The sequence below is a fragment of the Mesonia aestuariivivens genome (assembly GCF_019311235.1).
In the GTDB taxonomy this organism is placed as follows: Bacteria; Bacteroidota; Bacteroidia; order Flavobacteriales; family Flavobacteriaceae; genus Mesonia; species Mesonia aestuariivivens.
On record NZ_JAHWDF010000001.1, the window covers coordinates 52,988 to 70,828 of the forward strand.

General features: G+C 33.6%; 14 protein-coding genes. 7 read left to right on the forward strand and 7 right to left on the reverse strand.

What is annotated here, in order from left to right; translation table 11 throughout:
- Window positions 1-48 precede the first annotated feature (48 nt).
- On the reverse strand, window positions 49-2,334 hold the full coding sequence (gene katG, locus KW502_RS00215; protein ID WP_219038511.1) for a catalase/peroxidase HPI: 2,286 nt from the start codon (window positions 2,332-2,334) through the stop codon (window positions 49-51).
- Window positions 2,335-2,443: 109 nt separating this feature from the next.
- Between katG and KW502_RS00220 the strand changes: the two genes are divergently transcribed.
- Entirely contained in the window at window positions 2,444-3,391 is a 948-nt protein-coding gene (locus KW502_RS00220; protein WP_219038512.1) for a LysR substrate-binding domain-containing protein, read from the forward strand.
- Here KW502_RS00220 and dinB read toward each other — a convergent pair.
- Window positions 3,388-4,482: a DNA polymerase IV gene (dinB, locus tag KW502_RS00225; RefSeq protein ID WP_219038513.1), complete on the reverse strand. Its 1,095-nt coding sequence runs from the start codon at window positions 4,480-4,482 to the stop codon at window positions 3,388-3,390. The two genes, KW502_RS00220 and dinB, sit on opposite strands and share 4 nt — an antisense overlap.
- 53 nt (window positions 4,483-4,535) lie before the next feature.
- On the opposite strand from dinB, the gene KW502_RS00230 reads away from it, so the two are divergent.
- From KW502_RS00230 to KW502_RS00250, 5 genes are all read left to right on the forward strand, one after another.
- Window positions 4,536-5,201, forward strand: a complete 666-nt coding sequence (locus KW502_RS00230) for an NAD(P)H-binding protein (protein ID WP_219038514.1) — start codon at window positions 4,536-4,538, stop codon at window positions 5,199-5,201.
- 65 nt (window positions 5,202-5,266) lie between these two features.
- Window positions 5,267-6,742, forward strand: a complete 1,476-nt coding sequence (locus KW502_RS00235; RefSeq protein WP_219038515.1) for an MltF family protein — start codon at window positions 5,267-5,269, stop codon at window positions 6,740-6,742.
- A gap of 97 nt (window positions 6,743-6,839) precedes the next feature.
- Window positions 6,840-7,970 (forward strand): aldo/keto reductase, encoded by a 1,131-nt coding sequence (locus KW502_RS00240; protein WP_219038516.1) that lies wholly within the window; start codon window positions 6,840-6,842, stop codon window positions 7,968-7,970.
- 101 nt (window positions 7,971-8,071) lie between these two features.
- Window positions 8,072-8,488, forward strand: a complete 417-nt coding sequence (locus KW502_RS00245; protein WP_219038517.1) for an organic hydroperoxide resistance protein — start codon at window positions 8,072-8,074, stop codon at window positions 8,486-8,488.
- Between the two features lie 110 nt (window positions 8,489-8,598).
- Complete coding sequence (locus KW502_RS00250) at window positions 8,599-9,036, forward strand: MarR family winged helix-turn-helix transcriptional regulator (protein WP_219038518.1); 438 nt, start codon at window positions 8,599-8,601, stop codon at window positions 9,034-9,036.
- Between the two features lie 95 nt (window positions 9,037-9,131).
- On the opposite strand, the gene KW502_RS00255 is transcribed toward KW502_RS00250, so the two are convergent.
- Window positions 9,132-10,817, reverse strand: a complete 1,686-nt coding sequence (locus KW502_RS00255; protein WP_219038519.1) for a mechanosensitive ion channel family protein — start codon at window positions 10,815-10,817, stop codon at window positions 9,132-9,134.
- A 151-nt stretch (window positions 10,818-10,968) separates the two neighbouring features.
- Here KW502_RS00255 and KW502_RS00260 point away from each other — a divergent pair, with 151 nt between their 5' ends.
- Window positions 10,969-11,442, forward strand: a complete 474-nt coding sequence (locus tag KW502_RS00260) for a CYTH domain-containing protein (RefSeq protein ID WP_219038520.1) — start codon at window positions 10,969-10,971, stop codon at window positions 11,440-11,442.
- Between the two features lie 97 nt (window positions 11,443-11,539).
- On the opposite strand, the gene KW502_RS00265 is transcribed toward KW502_RS00260, so the two are convergent.
- Genes KW502_RS00265 through KW502_RS00280 form a run of 4 tightly spaced genes read right to left on the reverse strand, consistent with a single transcriptional unit; the run spans window position 11,540 to window position 17,751 of the window.
- The gene (locus tag KW502_RS00265) at window positions 11,540-12,949 is read right to left on the reverse strand and encodes an efflux transporter outer membrane subunit (protein WP_219038521.1); all 1,410 of its coding nucleotides are present in this window, start codon (window positions 12,947-12,949) and stop codon (window positions 11,540-11,542) included.
- Window position 12,950: 1 nt separating this feature from the next.
- On the reverse strand, window positions 12,951-16,097 hold the full coding sequence (locus KW502_RS00270; RefSeq protein ID WP_219038522.1) for an efflux RND transporter permease subunit: 3,147 nt from the start codon (window positions 16,095-16,097) through the stop codon (window positions 12,951-12,953).
- A 19-nt stretch (window positions 16,098-16,116) separates the two neighbouring features.
- Window positions 16,117-17,250 carry an efflux RND transporter periplasmic adaptor subunit gene (locus tag KW502_RS00275; RefSeq protein WP_219038523.1) on the reverse strand — a complete coding sequence of 378 codons (1,134 nt, stop codon included), beginning with the start codon at window positions 17,248-17,250 and terminating at the stop codon, window positions 16,117-16,119.
- A 21-nt stretch (window positions 17,251-17,271) separates the two neighbouring features.
- On the reverse strand, window positions 17,272-17,751 hold the full coding sequence (locus tag KW502_RS00280; protein WP_219038524.1) for a GbsR/MarR family transcriptional regulator: 480 nt from the start codon (window positions 17,749-17,751) through the stop codon (window positions 17,272-17,274).
- Between the last annotated feature and the right edge of the window lie 90 nt (window positions 17,752-17,841).

Consider the following 17,841-nt stretch of genomic DNA (forward strand, 5'->3'; position numbering starts at 1 on the left):
GGTTGCCTTACAAAGCAACCCGTTTTTTATTTAATTTAAGTTTAATGTTTAGTTTAAATCAAATCGATCTAAGTTCATGACTTTATGCCAAGCAGCTACAAAATCCCTTACAAATTTTTCTTTTGCATAATCACTGGCATATACTTCTGCTAATGCTCTTAATTCTGAATTAGAACCGAAAATTAAATCTACTCTTGTAGCTTTCCATTTAAGTTCATTTGTGGTTCTATCTCTACCTTCAAAAAACATTTTATCTTCATTTGTTGCTTTCCAAACCGTATTCATATTCAATAAATTTCTAAAGAAATCATTAGTAAGAATTCCGGTTTTCTCTGTAAATACGCCATATTCAGAACCATCATAATTGCCGTCAAGCACACGCAAGCCACCAATAAGAACAGTCATTTCTGGAGCTGTAAGTGATAAAAGTTGTGCCTTATCAAGTAATAATTCTTCAGAAGAAATTGCATATTTCTTGGGTTGATAATTTTTAAAACCATCAGCAATTGGTTGTAAATATTTCATGCCATCAATATCGGTTTGTTCTTGCAAAGCATCCATTCTTCCTGGGTTAAAAGGAACTTTTATAGGTACTCCTGCTTTTTGAACAGCATCTTCAACAGCGATATTTCCTCCTAAAACAATTAAATCTGCAATAGAAATTTTTCTCTTGGTTTGTTGTTCAAACTTATCTTGAATATGTTTATAAACACCAAGTACTCTTTTTAATCGTTTTGGATTATTGGCTTCCCAGTTTATTTGTGGTTCAAGTTGTATATGAGCTCCATTGGCACCGCCACGACGGTCAGATTTTCTATAGGTTGAAGCTGAAGCCCAAGCCGTAGCTATTAAATCACTTGCAGTTAATTCAGAATTTAAAATTTCTTGAGTCAGAGTTTTAATGTCTTCTTTATTGACTAATTCATGATCTACCGTAGGAATAGGATCTTGCCATAAGAAATCTTCTTTTGGAATTTCTGGTCCTAAATAACTTGATTTTGGACCCATATCTCTGTGTGTTAATTTAAACCATGCTTTTGCAAAAGCAGCATTAAATTCTTCTGGATTTTCATAAAATCGTTTCGAGATTTTTTCATAAACAGGGTCTTCTTTAAGTGAAATATCTGTCACTAACATGGTTGGCTTATGCGTTTTGTTTTTATCAAAAGCATCAGGATACATTTTCTTTGGAGTTTTAGCTACAAATTGGTGAGCACCACCAGGACTTTTGGTAAGCTCCCATTCATTTTCAAATAAACTTTTAAAGAAACCTTGGCTCCATTGCGTTGGCGTCGCTGTCCAAGTTACTTCTAAACCTGAAGTAATTGCATCTTTACCTTTACCAGATTTATAAGAACTTTTCCACCCTAACCCTTGATCTTCAATGTCTGAAGCTTCTGGGGCAGCACCTAAATGTTCATCACCATTGGCTTTTCCGTGGGTTTTCCCTAAAGTATGTCCGCCGGCAATAAGAGCTACTGTTTCTTCATCATTCATTCCCATTCTGCCAAAAGTCTCTCTAATCGCTTTTGCCGCAAGTAATGGATCTGGATTTCCTCCTGGACCTTCAGGGTTAACATAAATTAATCCCATTTGAGAAGCCGCTAATGGTTGTTCTAATTCTCCATTTTTATCATAACGTTGATCTCTTTCTAACCATTTTTTTTCACTACCCCAGTATACATTAGTTTCTGGTTCCCAAACATCTTCACGGCCACCTGCAAATCCAATGGTTTTAAATCCCATAGATTCTAGTGCTACATTTCCTGTAAGAATCATTAAATCTGCCCAAGAGATTTGTTTACCATATTTTTGTTTAATAGGCCACAATAACCTTCTTGCTTTATCTAAGTTTGCGTTATCTGGCCAACTATTTAGTGGTGCAAAGCGCTGCTGTCCTGCTCTAGAACCACCTCTACCATCGCCCGTACGGTAAGTTCCTGCGCTATGCCAAGCCATGCGTATAAAAAATGGACCATAATTTCCAAAATCTGCAGGCCACCAATCTTGAGAATTAGTCATTAATTTTTTTAGATCTTTTTTGAGTGCTTGATAGTCTAACTGCTTAAACTCTTCAGCATAGTCAAAATTAGTATCCATGGGATTAGACATTTCTGAATTCTGTCTCAAAATACCAACATTTAATTGGTTAGGCCACCATTCTTCATTGGTCGTGCCTTTATCTTTATTTTTTATATTCTGCCCAATACTACTTAATTTATCGAAACCAAAAGGACAACCTCCAGATTTTTTAGGAGATGTAGATCCTTTTTCAGAATTGGAGCAAGAAGCAAAAAGGAGGAGTAATGCCGAACTTAAAAATTTAATTTTCATTTGAATACTTGTTTAATTACAAGGCAAAGATGAGTCTAATTATATATTTACAAAAACTATATTTTAAATACGTATATTGATGTTGTAGATATTAGTTATATTTGCAAGTATGACAATCCAACAATTTAAATACGTACAGGCAGTAGTAGAATTAAAAAATTTTGAAGCTGCAGCAGAAAAGTGTTTTGTTACCCAGTCTACTTTAAGTACCATGATAAGTAGACTAGAGAATGAGATTGATATTAAAATATTTAATCGAAAAACAAAACCAGTTTCCATAACCTCTGAAGGAGAACAACTTATTAAAAGGTTCAGAATTATTAATAACGAAATAGATTCGTTAAAAAACATGATTCAAGAAATGAAAGGTGAAATAGTAGGTGAGGTGAAGATTGGAATTATACCCACAATTGCTCCTTACTTATTGCCTCTTTTTTTAACAGCTTTTGCTGAAAAGTTTCCGAAAGTTAAAATTGTGGTGAGAGAAATGACGACAGACCAAATACAGCAAGAATTAAAAATACGTAAATTAGATATTGGCATATTAGCTTTACCACTAGTAGATGAAGAGCTTGATGAATTAGAATTGTTTACAGAACCCTTTTTGTTATATGATTGTACGGGTGAAAAGTCTAACGAAAAAGTAGCCTTAGAAAGTCTTAATTATTCTAAAGTTTGCCTGTTGCAAGAAGGTCATTGTTTACGTACACAAGTTCAAGAAATATGTGAACTCTCCGCAAAATTAACGACACAAGATGTTAATTTTGAAATAGAATCGGGCTCGATGGACAGTTTGTTGAAAATCACAAAAATACGAAAAGGAATTACTATTATTCCTCATTTAGCTACGTTAGATTTGAGGGAAGAAGAGAAAAATCAACTTGCTTATTTTCAAGAGCCGGTTCCGGTTCGAAAAGTGGGGTTGGTTACGAATAAGTTTTTTGTAAAGAAAAAATTGTTAAATAAACTATATGAAGTGATTTTAGCTTCTGTTAAAGGTTTAATTCCGCAAGTAGATCAGCAAAAAACAATTAAACCTCTACCTTCAAATCATTAGAATTGAAAGCTGAGTTGGACGTAAATTTCTTTATCATCTTCATTAGTTTTCTCTTTTTTATCGGTATTTAGGTTAGAAAGAGAAATTCCTAAAAGCCGCACAGAATCTTTCATCTTTTCTTGGTATAAAAGCTCCTTAGCAACCTCTAAAATCAATTCTTTGGTAGAGATAAAGTAAGATATAGTTTTGCTTCGAGTTTGTTGCGTAAAATCGCTGTATTTAATTTTTAACGTAATGGTTTTACCGGCAACTTTACTCTTCACTAGACGTCGTTCGATCTCTTCAGCGATATGTTCTAAACGTTCGAGCATATAAATTTCAGAAGTTATATTTTCAGAAAAAGTACGTTCGGCACCTAAAGATTTTCTAATCCTATTAGGTTTCACTTCACTTAAATGAATTCCACGTACTACGTTGTAATAATAAGAACCGCTTTTGCCAAATTTATCTGCTAAAAATTCTTCAGATTTAGTTTTTAAATCTTTTCCGGTGAAAATACCTAACTGATACATTTTTTCTGCCGTAACTTTACCAACACCGTGAAATTTTCTAATTTCTAGATTTTCGAGAAACGCTTCAACTTCATCTGGATTCACCGTTTTTTGTCCGTTAGGTTTATTGTAATCACTTGCAACTTTAGCCACAAATTTATTAATCGATATTCCTGCGGAAGCATTTAAGCCAGTTTTCTCCTTAATTTTTTGTCTAATTTCTTTTGCAATAAGAGAGGCGCTGGGGTTATTTTTTTTATTGATTGTGACATCTAAATAAGCTTCATCTAAAGATAGCGGTTCAACTAAATCTGTATATTCTAAAAAGATGGTTCTTATGCGCTGTGAAATTTCTCGGTAACGATCAAAATTAGATTTTACAAAAATAAGATGCGGGCAAAGTTTTTTTGCCATAACTCCGCTCATCGCACTTTTCACCCCAAACTTTCTTGCTTCATAACTGGCAGCGCTCACTACCCCACGTTTAGAACCGCCACCCACAACAATTGCCTTTCCGCGTAGTTCTGGATTATCTAATTGCTCTACAGAGGCGTAGAAAGCGTCCATGTCGATATGGATTATTTTACGTTGCGGCTTCACAATACAAAGTTAACTAATCTTATTTTTTGTGAGCTATTTTATAACTTACTCTTATGAAAACGAAAACAGCAATATTACTCGGCGCTACGGGACTAACCGGAAATTTATTACTTCAGCAATTACTAAAAGATGAAGCTTTTCATAAAATCATACTTTTTTCTAGAAGTAGTGTGAACGTTCAGCATCCTAAAATTGAAGAATATTTAATTCATTTATTTGAATTGGAAAAGTATCAGCAACACTTTCAAGCCGATGTTGTTTTTTGTGCAGTAGGGACCACTAAAAAGAAAACTCCAGATGAAAAAAACTATCGAAAAATAGATTTTGGGATTCCAGTGAATGCAGCAAAATTAGCCAAGCAAAATCAGATTTCTAAAATGATTGTAGTTTCTGCATTGGGAGCCAATAAAGACAGTAATATTTTTTATAACAAAACCAAAGGAGAGATGGAAGAAGGAGTTTTAGCACAACAATTAGCAGAAACTTATATTCTTCGTCCTTCTTTAATTCAGGGAAATCGTGCAGAAAAAAGAAAAATGGAATTTGTTGCCAACCAATTAATGAAAGCGGCTAGTTTTTTAATGGTGGGGCCTTTAAATAAATATAAACCCATTGAGGCAGAAACGATAGCTAAAGCGATGAGAATATTGGGTAAAGTGAATTATAAAAATTCCATTATTGAATCTGAAGAAATTAAGAGAATAGCTACTAATAATTAGTTGATATAACCTGTAAAAAGTTGATTTGTTAAGAATTTTGTATCTTACAGAAAATCAAACTTTTAATGTATAGCTATAAAATTACAAATTACTTACTAGTTTTTTTAATCATATTTTCTCTATCAAGCTGTAAAGATAAAAGCGATTCTTTTACAGAAGGCGCTCAACTTGCTTACGAAACCAGTATGGTTTCTAAATCATTATCAGAGATAAAAGAAGATGGGAAACTCACCGTTATAACCATCTACAATTCTACCAGTTACTTTTTATACCGCGGAAAACCAATGGGTTTTGAGTATGAATTGGTTAAAAAACTCGCCGATCATTTAAACTTAGAGCTTAATATTAAGGTGGCCGAAGATATCGATCATTTATTTGATATGTTAAATGCTGGTGAAGGAGATTTAATAGCCTTTGGACTTTCGGTGACTGAAGATCGAAAAAAGCTAGTCAATTTTACCGAATATCACTACCTCACGCATCAAGTGTTGGTACAGCGTCGTCCTGATAATTGGCGAAAACTCCCGATGTATAAAATTAAAAAGCAAACGATAAACGACCCGATTGAGATGATTGGGAAAAAAATACACGTGCGTAAAAATTCATCGTATTTTGAACGATTAGAAAATTTAGAGGATGAAATTGGCGGGCAGATAGATATTCAATTAGTGCCGGGCAATAAAACCACCGAAGACATTATTAAAATGGTTGTGAAAGGCGAAATAGATTATACGATCGCCGATTATAATATTGCTGCCATTAACCAAACCTACAACCCAATTTTAGACATAGATACCGAAATTAGTTTTTCTCAGCGCATTGCTTGGGCAGTTCGTAAAAATTCACCAGAGCTGCTAGCCGAAATAAATTCGTGGCTTAAGAAAACCAAAAAGGAAGATTTCTACTATGTGGTTTATAATAAGTACTTCAAAAATAAAAAGTCATATAGACGCCGAATTAAAAGTCAATTTTATAGTAAGAATGAAGGTAAAATAAGTCAGTACGATGCTATTGTAAAAAACAACGTAGAAAAATTAGGTTGGGATTGGCGTTTGCTAAGCTCTCAAATTTTTCAGGAATCTAGATTTAAACCCAACGAAAATTCTTGGGCAGGGGCAGGAGGTCTAATGCAGATTATGCCAGCAACAGCGCAAGATTTAGGAATTGCAGATATTACGAATCCTTCCGAAAATATACGTGGTGGGACAAAATATTTAAAGCAACTTCGCGAAAATTTCACCAAGGTAGAAGACAGTATTCAGAAAATAAAATTTACACTCGCAGCTTACAACTGTGGGTTAGGTCACGTTCGAGATGCACAGCGATTAGCCAAAGCTTTTGATGAAGATCCTTATGTATGGGACGATAATGTAGAAGATTATATGCTGAAGTTAAGCTCGCGCGAATTTTTTAGCAGACCAGAAGTGAAATATGGTTTTGTAAGAGGTCGTGAGCCTTTTTTATATGTAAAGGAAATTTTCTTGCGCTACGAGCATTACAAAAAATTAATTCCGTTTGAAACTCCCAAAGACGGAATCTAAAGTAGCTTCAAATTAACTAGAATTTAACTTTCTATAGTATTCTTTTTCGTTGTTGCTTAATAGTTTTAGTGAATTATTCATCTACAAAATTTAGAATATGGCTAACCGAAGAAATTTCATTCAAAAAACAATATTAGGGTCTGCTGGCATTATGGCGGCTCCGTCTATTTTAAATGCTTCAAATACATCGACAGGAATCCCTGCGGCAAAAATTAAAAATAATCATTTACGCGAAAAATTTAAACCCGAATGGAAGTTCGGAATCGGTGGAGTTGCTGCTGGTAACGGATTTCACGTAAATTCAGATGAACAAATTCGAAATGCAATGGATGCGGCTTGGGAAAATGGAGTACGTTATTTTGATACTTCACCTTGGTACGGTTTAGGGATTAGCGAGCGCAGAATGGGAAGTTATCTTTTCAATAAAAAAAGAGAAGATTTTGTGTTATCTACCAAAGTAGGTCGACTCTTAAAACCAGATCCAAATTTTAGTATGCCTGATGGTTTATGGAAAGGCAAGTTAAATATGAATTATAAATACGATTACTCGGCTGAAGGAGCTAGAAAATCGGTAGAAGATAGTTTGCACCGCTTAGGTTTGGCTTATTTAGATATTGTTTTTATTCACGATTTATCGCCCGATAATCCAGATTTTTCTAGAAGCGATTACGAAAAATATTTTGATCAGGCTAAAAATGGCGCAATGCCAGAGCTTACTAAAATGCGAGAAGAAGGTTTAATTAAAGCTTGGGGACTGGGTGTAAATACTACTGAACCTATTTTAGAAACCATAAAGGTTGCCGATCCAGATATATTTTTATCGGCTAAGCAATATTCACTTATCTATCACGAAGATGATTTAAATAATGTCTTTCCAGTTTGTGAAAAAGAAGGAATTAGCTTAGTAATTGGCGCTCCGTATAATTCTGGGTTTTTAGCAGGGAAAGATCGTTTTGATTATAGTAAAGATATTCCTGAAAAATACGCAGTAAAAAGAGATCAGTTGCAAAAAGTAGCCGATAAACATCAAGTAGATTTAGCTACGGCAGCACTTCAGTTTTGTGCTGCGCCAGATGTAGTTTCAAGTGTAATACCAGGGGCAAGTAATGCTGAACAATCTTCAGCGAATGCAAAATCGATGAATGTGAAAATTCCGAAAGCATTTTGGGCAGAATTAAAATCTGAAGGTTTAATTGCCCAGAACGCACCAGAACCCAAAATAAAGTAGTTTAAATAAATTTTGAGAGAAGCTTAACACTGAGATTAAGCTTCTTTTGATATATTTGTATCGTACACGATTTAATCGTAAATGAATTAAAAAAAATAGTTATGAAAACACAATATCAAACAACAGTAGAAGCAACTGGAGGAAGAAACGGACACGTAAAAAGTGAAGACGGATTTGTAGATTTTGACGTTTTAATGCCGAAAGAATTAGGCGGAAATGGAGGAGCTACCAATCCCGAGCAATTATTTGCAGCAGGTTATGCCGCTTGTTTTGATAGCGCTTTAAATTTAGTGATGAGCAAAGCCAAAGTAAAACCCGAAAATCCAACAATAGTAAAAGCTACCGTAGGAATTGGCCCAAATGAAGAAGGCGGATTTCAATTAGCTGTTAAACTTGCGGTAGAAATTCCCGGAGTAGAAAAGGAGAAAGCACAAGAGTTAGTAGAACAGGCACACCAAGTTTGTCCGTACTCTAACGCCACTCGCGGAAACATTGAAGTAGAATTAGAAGTGATTTAATTCATCCCAAAATTTTATAAACTATGATTCCCTTTTTGCAACTGTAGAAAGGGAATTTTTTTTATTACTTTCATTGCTTAAAAGAGTACTGGCTTAAAAATTACTGAAGAATGAGTGAGAAATATGAAGATTTAAAACTAGAAAATCAACTTTGTTTTCCGTTGTATACGGCTTCACGTTTAGTGATTCAGCAATATCAGCCTATGCTAAAGGAATTAGATCTTACCTATTCGCAATATTTGGTATTGATGGTGTTGTGGGAAAAAGATGAGGTAAATTTAAGTACGATAGCCGAAAAACTTCAGCTTCAATCTAATACATTAACACCGCTTTTAAAGCGACTTGAAAAACGCGGATTGTTGGAGCGAAAACGTTCTGAAACTGATGAGCGTAATATTATAATCACTTTAACCCAAAAAGGAAAATCACTAAAAGATGAAGCTTGTGATGTTCCAGCTTTATTAGCCGAACACCTTCCATTATCTATAGATGAAGCCAAAGAATTATACCGATTGTTATATAAAATGATTGGTAAAATGAGTGATTAATAAGTTGTTATTTCGTCATTCTGTGCTTAACACTAAATCGCATATTTATCTGTAAATTTTCAATTAAATATTTCTGAAGAAATTTTTAGGGTTTATTATTCAGATTTTCTGCTTTTTATATTAAAACTCGGCGCTTCATAATCTTCAGGTAAGTAATCTTTCGGAATGGTGCTCATATTTCCATCACGTTGGGCACGGTAGTGTGGCGATAAAATTTCAATATCCATTTCATTACAACAATCTTGAATATTTTGATGCAAATCTGAATAAATTAGCGCTTGTTTATTAGCGTGTTTGGTATAAGCATTCAGTTGGTAAGACACATAAAAATCATCTAAACTGGTTTGTAGCACAAAAGGTTGAGGTTTTTTTTCGATTAAATTAGTACGTAAAGCGGCTTCAACTAAAGCTGCATAAACTGTTTTATACGGAAGGTCATAACCTAAGGTCACTGTGGTATTAATAATTAAACCTTCACCTTTATCTTTGGTAAACGTGGAATAATTTACCGTGTTTCCACTCAAAACTGCAGAATTGGGAATGGTGATTTCTTCATTTTTTATGGTTTTAAGTCGGGTAACTAGAAGTGTTTTTTCGATTACATTTCCAGTAGTATCTCCAATATTAATACGATCACCAATTTTAAAAGGTCGCATATAGGTAATTACCAAACCTGCGACCATATTTGCGATGGCTGAAGAAGATCCTAGCGATAATAAAACTCCTAAAAAGACAGAAACGCCTTTAAAAATGTTGGAGTCTGATCCTGGTAGTAATGGAAAGATGAGTACAAACATAAAGGCAAATAACAAAAACCTAATAATGGTAAATGTGGGCATAGCCCAATCGGGGTGAAATCCTGATATTTCTAACTTTTCACCTTCAATTTCAGTAAAAATATATTTTACAGATTTTACAAAATAGCGCATCACAAAAATGATGACTGCAATTTTGATGAGGTTAGGGAAGTAACTCCAAATGGCTGTAAATATTTGTCCGAATGAAGAAAATATCAAATCGAAAAGATAATTAGACCAACCTTGAGTAAACTCAAATACGCTAAAAATAAGCGGAAAAAAGATATAGACAACCAGCAGAATTAAAAACCATTTTAAAACTTTCAGTAGTAATAGTATTACATTAAGTTCTTGTTCTGGTGTGATAAAAGTATAGTTATTGTAGGTAAGACTTTTAAGCCATTTATCTTTTTTACGTTCAATAAAACGAATACTTCTCTGGTTTAAAAATCCTATTAATTTAAGCGCTAGCCATAAGCCTAAGAGTATTAATGCAACAAAGCCAATTTTTAAGAATATGTTTTTCGGGACATATTTGCTTTCAGCGATATCAAGATTTGCAGCAATTTTACCTACGTATAAATTGGCTAACTGCTCTTTTGTTTTTTGAGTGTTAAGCGTATCTAAATTAGAAATATTAAAAAGTAATTGATTAGCATAAAACACTTCTAAATGATCACTATCATTTAAAATTTGAAGAGAGTCTTTTGCAAATAAATTAGCATCAATGCGTTGTATTCTTCTTGATATAATTTCGGCGCGTTCTGCAGCAGATAAATCTCCTGATTTTTGATAAATTGAAAATAATTCTTCTCCCGCTTTACCAATAACAGGAAAATTTTCTTTGGGAATTAACTCGTTTTTAGTGGAAGTAGTGTCTTGTTCAAATTCATTTAAATTTGAAGCAGAAAAAGCAAAACAGCTCGTTGATAAACCAGAAAAAATTATCAATAAACCGACTGTAATTTTGTAGATAATCCCCATAAGTATAAATTAACGTGCTGCTAACTTGATGATTTCGCACGGACTACTAAGCTAAAAATAAATATTTTAATTTTCAGAAATACTTTTAAATGCTAAGCTTATCAATAGGAAGACTGTTTTATAGAAATGATTACTTTTGAAAGAAAACACTATGCTTGAAATCGAACGGAAATTTTTGGTACAAAACCAAGATTTTAAAATAGAAGCTTTTCAATCTTTTGAGATTAAACAAGGTTATTTAAATTCTCATCCTGAGCGTACCACTCGTATTCGAATAAAAGAACTTGAGGCTTTTATAACCGTTAAAGGAAAGTCTTCTGAAAACGGTTTATCACGTTTTGAGTGGGAAAAAGAAATTAATTTAAAAGATGCTGAAGCTTTACTGAAATTATGTGAATCGGGCAAAATTGAAAAGACGCGCTATTTAATTAAGTCTGGAAATCACACTTTTGAAGTTGATGAGTTTTATGGGCAAAACCAAGGTTTAATCGTTGCAGAAGTAGAGATGAAATCTGAAGAAGATGAAGTTATTCTACCCAAATGGTTAGGAAAAGAAGTAACGGGAGAACAAAAATATTATAATTCAGCATTAACTCAACACCCTTATTGTAGTTGGGAAAAATAGAGAAGTACCTTTATAACTACATAGCATGAAAAAAATCGCCTTGTAAAAATTAATTTACAAAGCGATTTACTAACCAAAAATTACAAACTATAAAATTTTATTTCCATCCGCCACCTAAAGCTTGGTAAAGATTTACGATAGAATTTAACTGGGTGTATTTTGCTGTAATTAAATCTAACCTAGAGTTTAAAGCATTTTCTCTTGCAGTTAACACTTCTAAATAATTAGCTAAACCATTATTTAATAATTCTTGAGAATAGTTAGTAGCCGTTTCATAAGCATCAAATTCTTTCTCTTTAATCTCTATTTTTTCTGTTGAAGCTTCATAATTATACAAAGCATCAGCCACTTCTTTAGTTGCCGTTAAATAAGCTTGTCTAAACTGAAGTCTAGCTTGCTCTTGTTGTACTTGAGCTGCCTCATACTGCGTTTTTATTTGTCTTTTCTGAAAAATAGGCTGGGTTAATCCACCTACAATCGTAGCAAATAATGAGTTCGTATCAAACAATTCTTTTGCGCTTAATGCTTGTAGGCCTCCAGTTGCCGTTAACGTAATCGAAGGATAAAAGTTTGCACGAGCTACATTGGTAAGCTCAAAAGCATTTACCAGCTTATATTCTGCTTGCTTAACATCGGGCCTGTTGCTTAATAATTGTGCAGGAACACCGGTTTTCAGTTCAGTGTCTATACTTTGATTTTCTAGCAAGGTTCTATTGATATCTTGAGGTTCTTTACCTAGCAGAATTGACATCGTGTTTTCTAATAATCTAATTTGATTATTTAAATCTACCAATAAGGCTTGCGCTGTATAAAGTTGAGCTTCGGTTTGCTTCACTGCAACTTCGGTAATATTTCCGGCATCTTTTAAAGCTTTATTAGTTTCTAAACTTTTCTCTCTAGTTTCAATAGTTTTTTTAGTGACTCTTCGTTGTTCATCTAAAGAAAGCAATTGGTAATAGTTAGAAGCAATATTAGAAATTAAAGTAGTTTTTACGGCTTGATGCGCAGCTACACTTTGTAGGTAAGTGGCACCGTAAGCTCTTTTTTGACTTCTGATTTTTCCCCAAATATCGGCTTCCCAAGAAAGGTCGGCAGAAAGTTCATATTGATCTTGGGATGAAAAAAATGAACCAAATTGACTGTTGGAGGAAATTTCTTGATGTGTTAAACTTGCATTTCCAGTAATGGAAGGGAAATAGCCCGCTTTACCTTGTTTCAAGTAAGCTTCAGCATATAATATTTGCTGAAGCGCTACCCGAATATCAATATTATTTTGAAGACCTTCTTCTATGTAATCTTGCAATACAGGATCTGTGAACATATCTCTCCAAGAAACATTTGCCATGTTTAGGCTATCTTGAGGAATATTATCTGTTCTAAAATTCTCTTCGTTTACAATTTCCGGTTGCTCGTAATCTTTAGCTACGAAACAGCTTTGCATTGTGATGGCAAAAGTAGCCATTAAAGCTACTTTTTGCCATTTTTTATTTTTTATGATAGATTTCATATTATTTGTTTTCTTCTTCAGTAGATTCTATAATGAATTCTGGTTCACCAGAAATTTTTTCTTGTAACCATTGAAACATAATATACAGTATTGGAATTACGAAAACTCCCGCAAGAGTACCTATTAGTAATCCTCCAACAGCACCTGTACCAATAGATCTATTACCAATTGCACCTACACCACTTGCTAAAACTAAAGGCATTAAACCTAATATAAATGCAAATGAGGTCATTAATATTGGTCTTAAACGTGCTTTGGCTCCATTAATAGCAGCATCTACAATAGACTCGCCTCGTTTTCTTCTTTGTATAGCAAACTCTACAATAAGAATAGCATTCTTAGCAAGAAGACCTATTAGCATGATGAGTGCAATTTGAAAATAGATATTGTTTTGTAAGCCTAACATTTTAATAGAAAAATATGCTCCAAAAACTCCAAGCGGTAATGAAAGGATTACAGAGAATGGTAATAAATAACTTTCATATTGAGCAGAAAGTAAAAAGTAAACAAAAACTAAACACAATATAAATATCATAGTAGTTTGGTTACCTGCGCTTACTTCTTCTCTAGTAAGCCCAGAATAAGCTGTGTTAAAATTATTAGGTAACGTACTCGCTTCTTCCTTAATAATATTAATTGCATCACCTGTACTAAAGCCAGGATTCATGGCTACTGTAAGTTTTGTGGAATTAAATAAGTTAAAACGGGTAACGGCTTGCGGTCCATATACTCTTTTTAAGGAAATAAATTGAGTAATTGGGGACATCTTACCATCGCTAGTTTTTACAAATAATTTGTTTAAATCACTTTTTGAAGCTCTATCTTCTGGTAAAGATTGAATGTATACTCTATATTGTTTACCAAATCTAGCGAAATCTGCTGCATAAACTCCACCAATATACCCTTGCAGTGTAGAGAAAATATCACTAATAGACACTCCTTTATCTTTTGCAACAGGAACATTGATATTTAATTCATATTGTGGGTATCTTGTGTTAAATGAAGATTGCGCGTATTGGACTTCTGGATGCTTCATTAAAGATTGAATAAACTTTTGATTAGTTTTATCGAGCTCTTTAAACGATCCTCCTGATTGATCTAATAAGTTTACCTCTGCACCAGCAGACGCACTAAAACCTGGCACACTTGGAGGTGCAAAGAATATAATATTAGCTTCAGGTATAGTTGATGCAATACCAAATAATCTTCCTGTAATAGCATCTACCGATAGAGAATCTTCTTTACGTTCAGACCAATTTTTAAGTTTAATAAAACCTAGTGCATAGTTTCCACCAGCTCCACTTAATAAACTAATTCCATCAATCATAGAAACTGCTTCCACACCAGGTAAATCTTTAATTTTATTATACATCGATTCGTTTACAGCATGCGTTCTATCTAGCGTTGCTCCTGCAGGTAATTCAATATTGGCAAAAATAATACCTCTATCTTCGTTAGGTATAAAACCTGTCGGAGTGGTAGTAGAAGTCCAATAAATACCCACGATTGATAATGCTAAGATGACAAACGTAATCCACTTATTTTTATATAAGAATCCTAGCGACTTACCATATCTATTTATGGTAGCATTAAATCCACGATTAAATGCAGCATAGAATCGTTGTAAAAATGATTTTTTGCTTTCTTCCTCATTGTGTGGTTTTAAAAACAAAGCACAAAGCGCTGGACTTAGTGTTAAAGCATTAACTGCAGAAATAACAATAGCTACAATTAAAGTTATACCAAATTGTTTATAAAAGACTCCTGTTGGTCCTTGTACAAAGGTGACCGGTACAAATACAGCCGCCATTACAAGTGTAATAGAAATAATAGCTCCTGATATTTCGTGCATAGCGCCTATGGTTGCTTTTTTTGCAGTTTTGGCGCCTTCATCAATCTTCGCATGTACAGCTTCTACTACTACAATAGCATCATCAACAACAATACCAATGGCCAGAACAAGTGCAAATAGGGTAAGTAAGTTAATAGAAAAACCAAAAACATTTAGGAAAAAGAATGTACCAATAATAGATACTGGAACTGCAATAGCAGGTATTAAAGTAGATCTAAAATCTTGTAAGAATATAAATACAACAATAAATACTAAAATAAAAGCTTCTATTAAGGTGTGTACTACTTTTTCTATAGAGGCATTTAAAAACTCATTGGTGTCGTAAGGAATTAGAGTCTTTACACCATCAGGGAAGTCTTTTTCTAAAACGTTTAGGCGAGATTTAATTTCTTTAATAATTTCTTGTGCATTAGAACCTTTAGTTTGATATATAGCCATATTAATACTCGGGTATCCCTCTGTAATAGACTTTTTACCATAAGTTTGTGCTCCAAGTTCAATATCTGCGACGTCTTCTAATTTTAAATACTGCCCATTTCCTAAGGCCTTTATCACAATACCTGAATATTGCTTTTCTGTTTTAAAACGGCCACTATATTTAATTACATAAGAAAATGATTCACCATTATTTTCTCCTAACGCACCAGCTGCTGCTTCTAAACTTTGCTCACTTAATGCCGCACTAATATCTGCAGGTGTTAAGTCGTAAGCTGCAAGTTTTTCTGGTTTTAACCATATACGCATGGCGTAATCTTCTTGAGAAAATACGTTTACATCTCCAACACCACTTACCCTTTGTAATTCAGGAATAACATTAATTTTTAAATAGTTTTGTAGGTAAGTAGAACTATAATCTTTATTTGTAGTATAAAAAGATAAGAACATTAATGAACTGGTCTGTTGCTTTTGTGTAAGTACTCCAGTTTGTTTTACCTCTGCTGGTAATAAAGGATTTGCTCTAGCAACACGGTTTTGTACATTTACTGCAGCAATATCGGGGTCTACATTTTGATTAAAATAAACTGTAATCTCTGCAGTTCCGTTGTTGGTTGCTGTAGATGTAAGATAGGTCATTCCTTCCACACCATTAATTTGTTCTTCTAAGGGTATAACAACACTTTCTAGAATGGTTTCTGCATTCGCTCCAGGATAGGTTGTGGTGACCTTAACGGTTGGTGGAGCAATATCTGGATATTGCTCAATAGGTAGTGTGGTAAGTCCCAACACTCCTAATATTACGATGATAATTGAGATCACGGTAGAAAGTACCGGACGTTCTATAAATGTTTTTAGCATAATTTATTGCCTTCTATTATTATTTAAATACCTTTTTGATCGGTTTTGCAATACTGTCAAAAGGAGTTTCTTGTGGGGCTATAGGAGTTCCGTTTCTTAACTTTCCTACTCCTTTTGCTATAATTTTTTCACCTTCTTCAATTCCATCTTCGACTACATATAAGTTTCCAACTTCGTCTTTTATGGAGAGCACAGAAGATTCTGCTTTATTGTTTTTACCTACTTTAAAAACTAATACTTGCCCTTGTTGTTCAAAAGTTGAAGTTTGAGGAATAACTACTGCATTCTCATAAGTTTGTGGTATTTTAATAATTCCACTATTTCCGTTAGTCAATAATTGATTTGGGTTATCGAAAATAGCTCTAAAGCTAACTGTACCTGTAGTCTTATCTATCTGCCCAGTTACGGTTTGTATTTTTCCTTTTTGCTCGTACGTACTTCCGTTAGTCAGCACTAAACTTACTTCAGGAAAATTATTTACTTTTTCTTGTAACGTTTTTCCTTTAGTAGTTTGTATAAAGCTTAAATAATCTGTTTCATTCATTGAAAAATAAGCATATACTTTACTAATGTCAGAAACCGTAGTAAGAAACGTTTGGTCTGAAGGTCCAACTAAAGCTCCTTGACGATAAGGGATTGAACCAACAAAACCATCTACAGAACTTTTTACTGTACCATAATTAATATTGGCATTAATACTTTGATAGTTACTTTTTGCTTGTTGTAATTTAGCCTTAGCAGTTTCTAACTGAACATTGCTTATAATGTTTTTTTCAACAAGTGGCTTTAACTTATCGACTTCAACTTGAGCAGCATTCACATTAGCTTTTCCTGCAGCAGCGTCTTGCGATAATGATTGGGTTTCTAGTTTAAATAAAGGTTGGCCTTTTCTTACTTTTTCACCTTCATCTACCAATACTTCTTGAATGTATCCTTGTACTTTAGCGCGTACTTCACTGTTTACAATTCCTTCAATACTTGTAGGGTAAGAATTGTAACCTGTTAATGTTTTTGTAGGAACCGTAATTACAGGAAATGGTTTTGCTTGTTGTGCTTGAGCTTGTCCTTGCTGTTGAGCTTGCTTATCATCGCCACAGGAAACTAAAAAGAGAATCCCAGCGAATAAACTGATATATTTTAGTGTCTTTTTCATTTTATTATTTTAGATATTAATTTATTTATGGGTTAGTTTTGACATTTTTTCAATGGTATCTTTAATTATATTTTTCTGATTCATTAAATATCCTTTATAGAGCGAGGAGAAATCTTGGTGTTCTTCATATTTTTTTACATTAAATTCAGCATGATATTCACTTATTTTTTTTATTACAGTAATCTCTTTGTTAATAGCATCTACTTGTTCTTCTAAAGTATTAATCATATATCTTTTACTAGCCCTAAAATACCTTTTGCGGTCTCCTGATTTAGTAAAATATTCTGCTTTTTTTAATTGTAATAAAACATTAAGTTGTGTTGAAACTGAACTTTTACTAGCGCAAGTAATTTCTAAAATTTCTTCAAACGTATGTCCGTCTGAAGGAGATAGAATCATAATTGCATATATTCTAGCTGCTAGTGGAGAAATTTGATGCGTATGCTCAAAATGAAGTCCCACTTCTTCAATTAATTTTTTCTTTGCATTAGAACAGCCCATAATCATAAATTTAAGTTTGCAAAAATACATTTAGTTCTTAATTAACCGAACCAAAAGAACTTAAATAATTGTTAAATAATAATCAACACA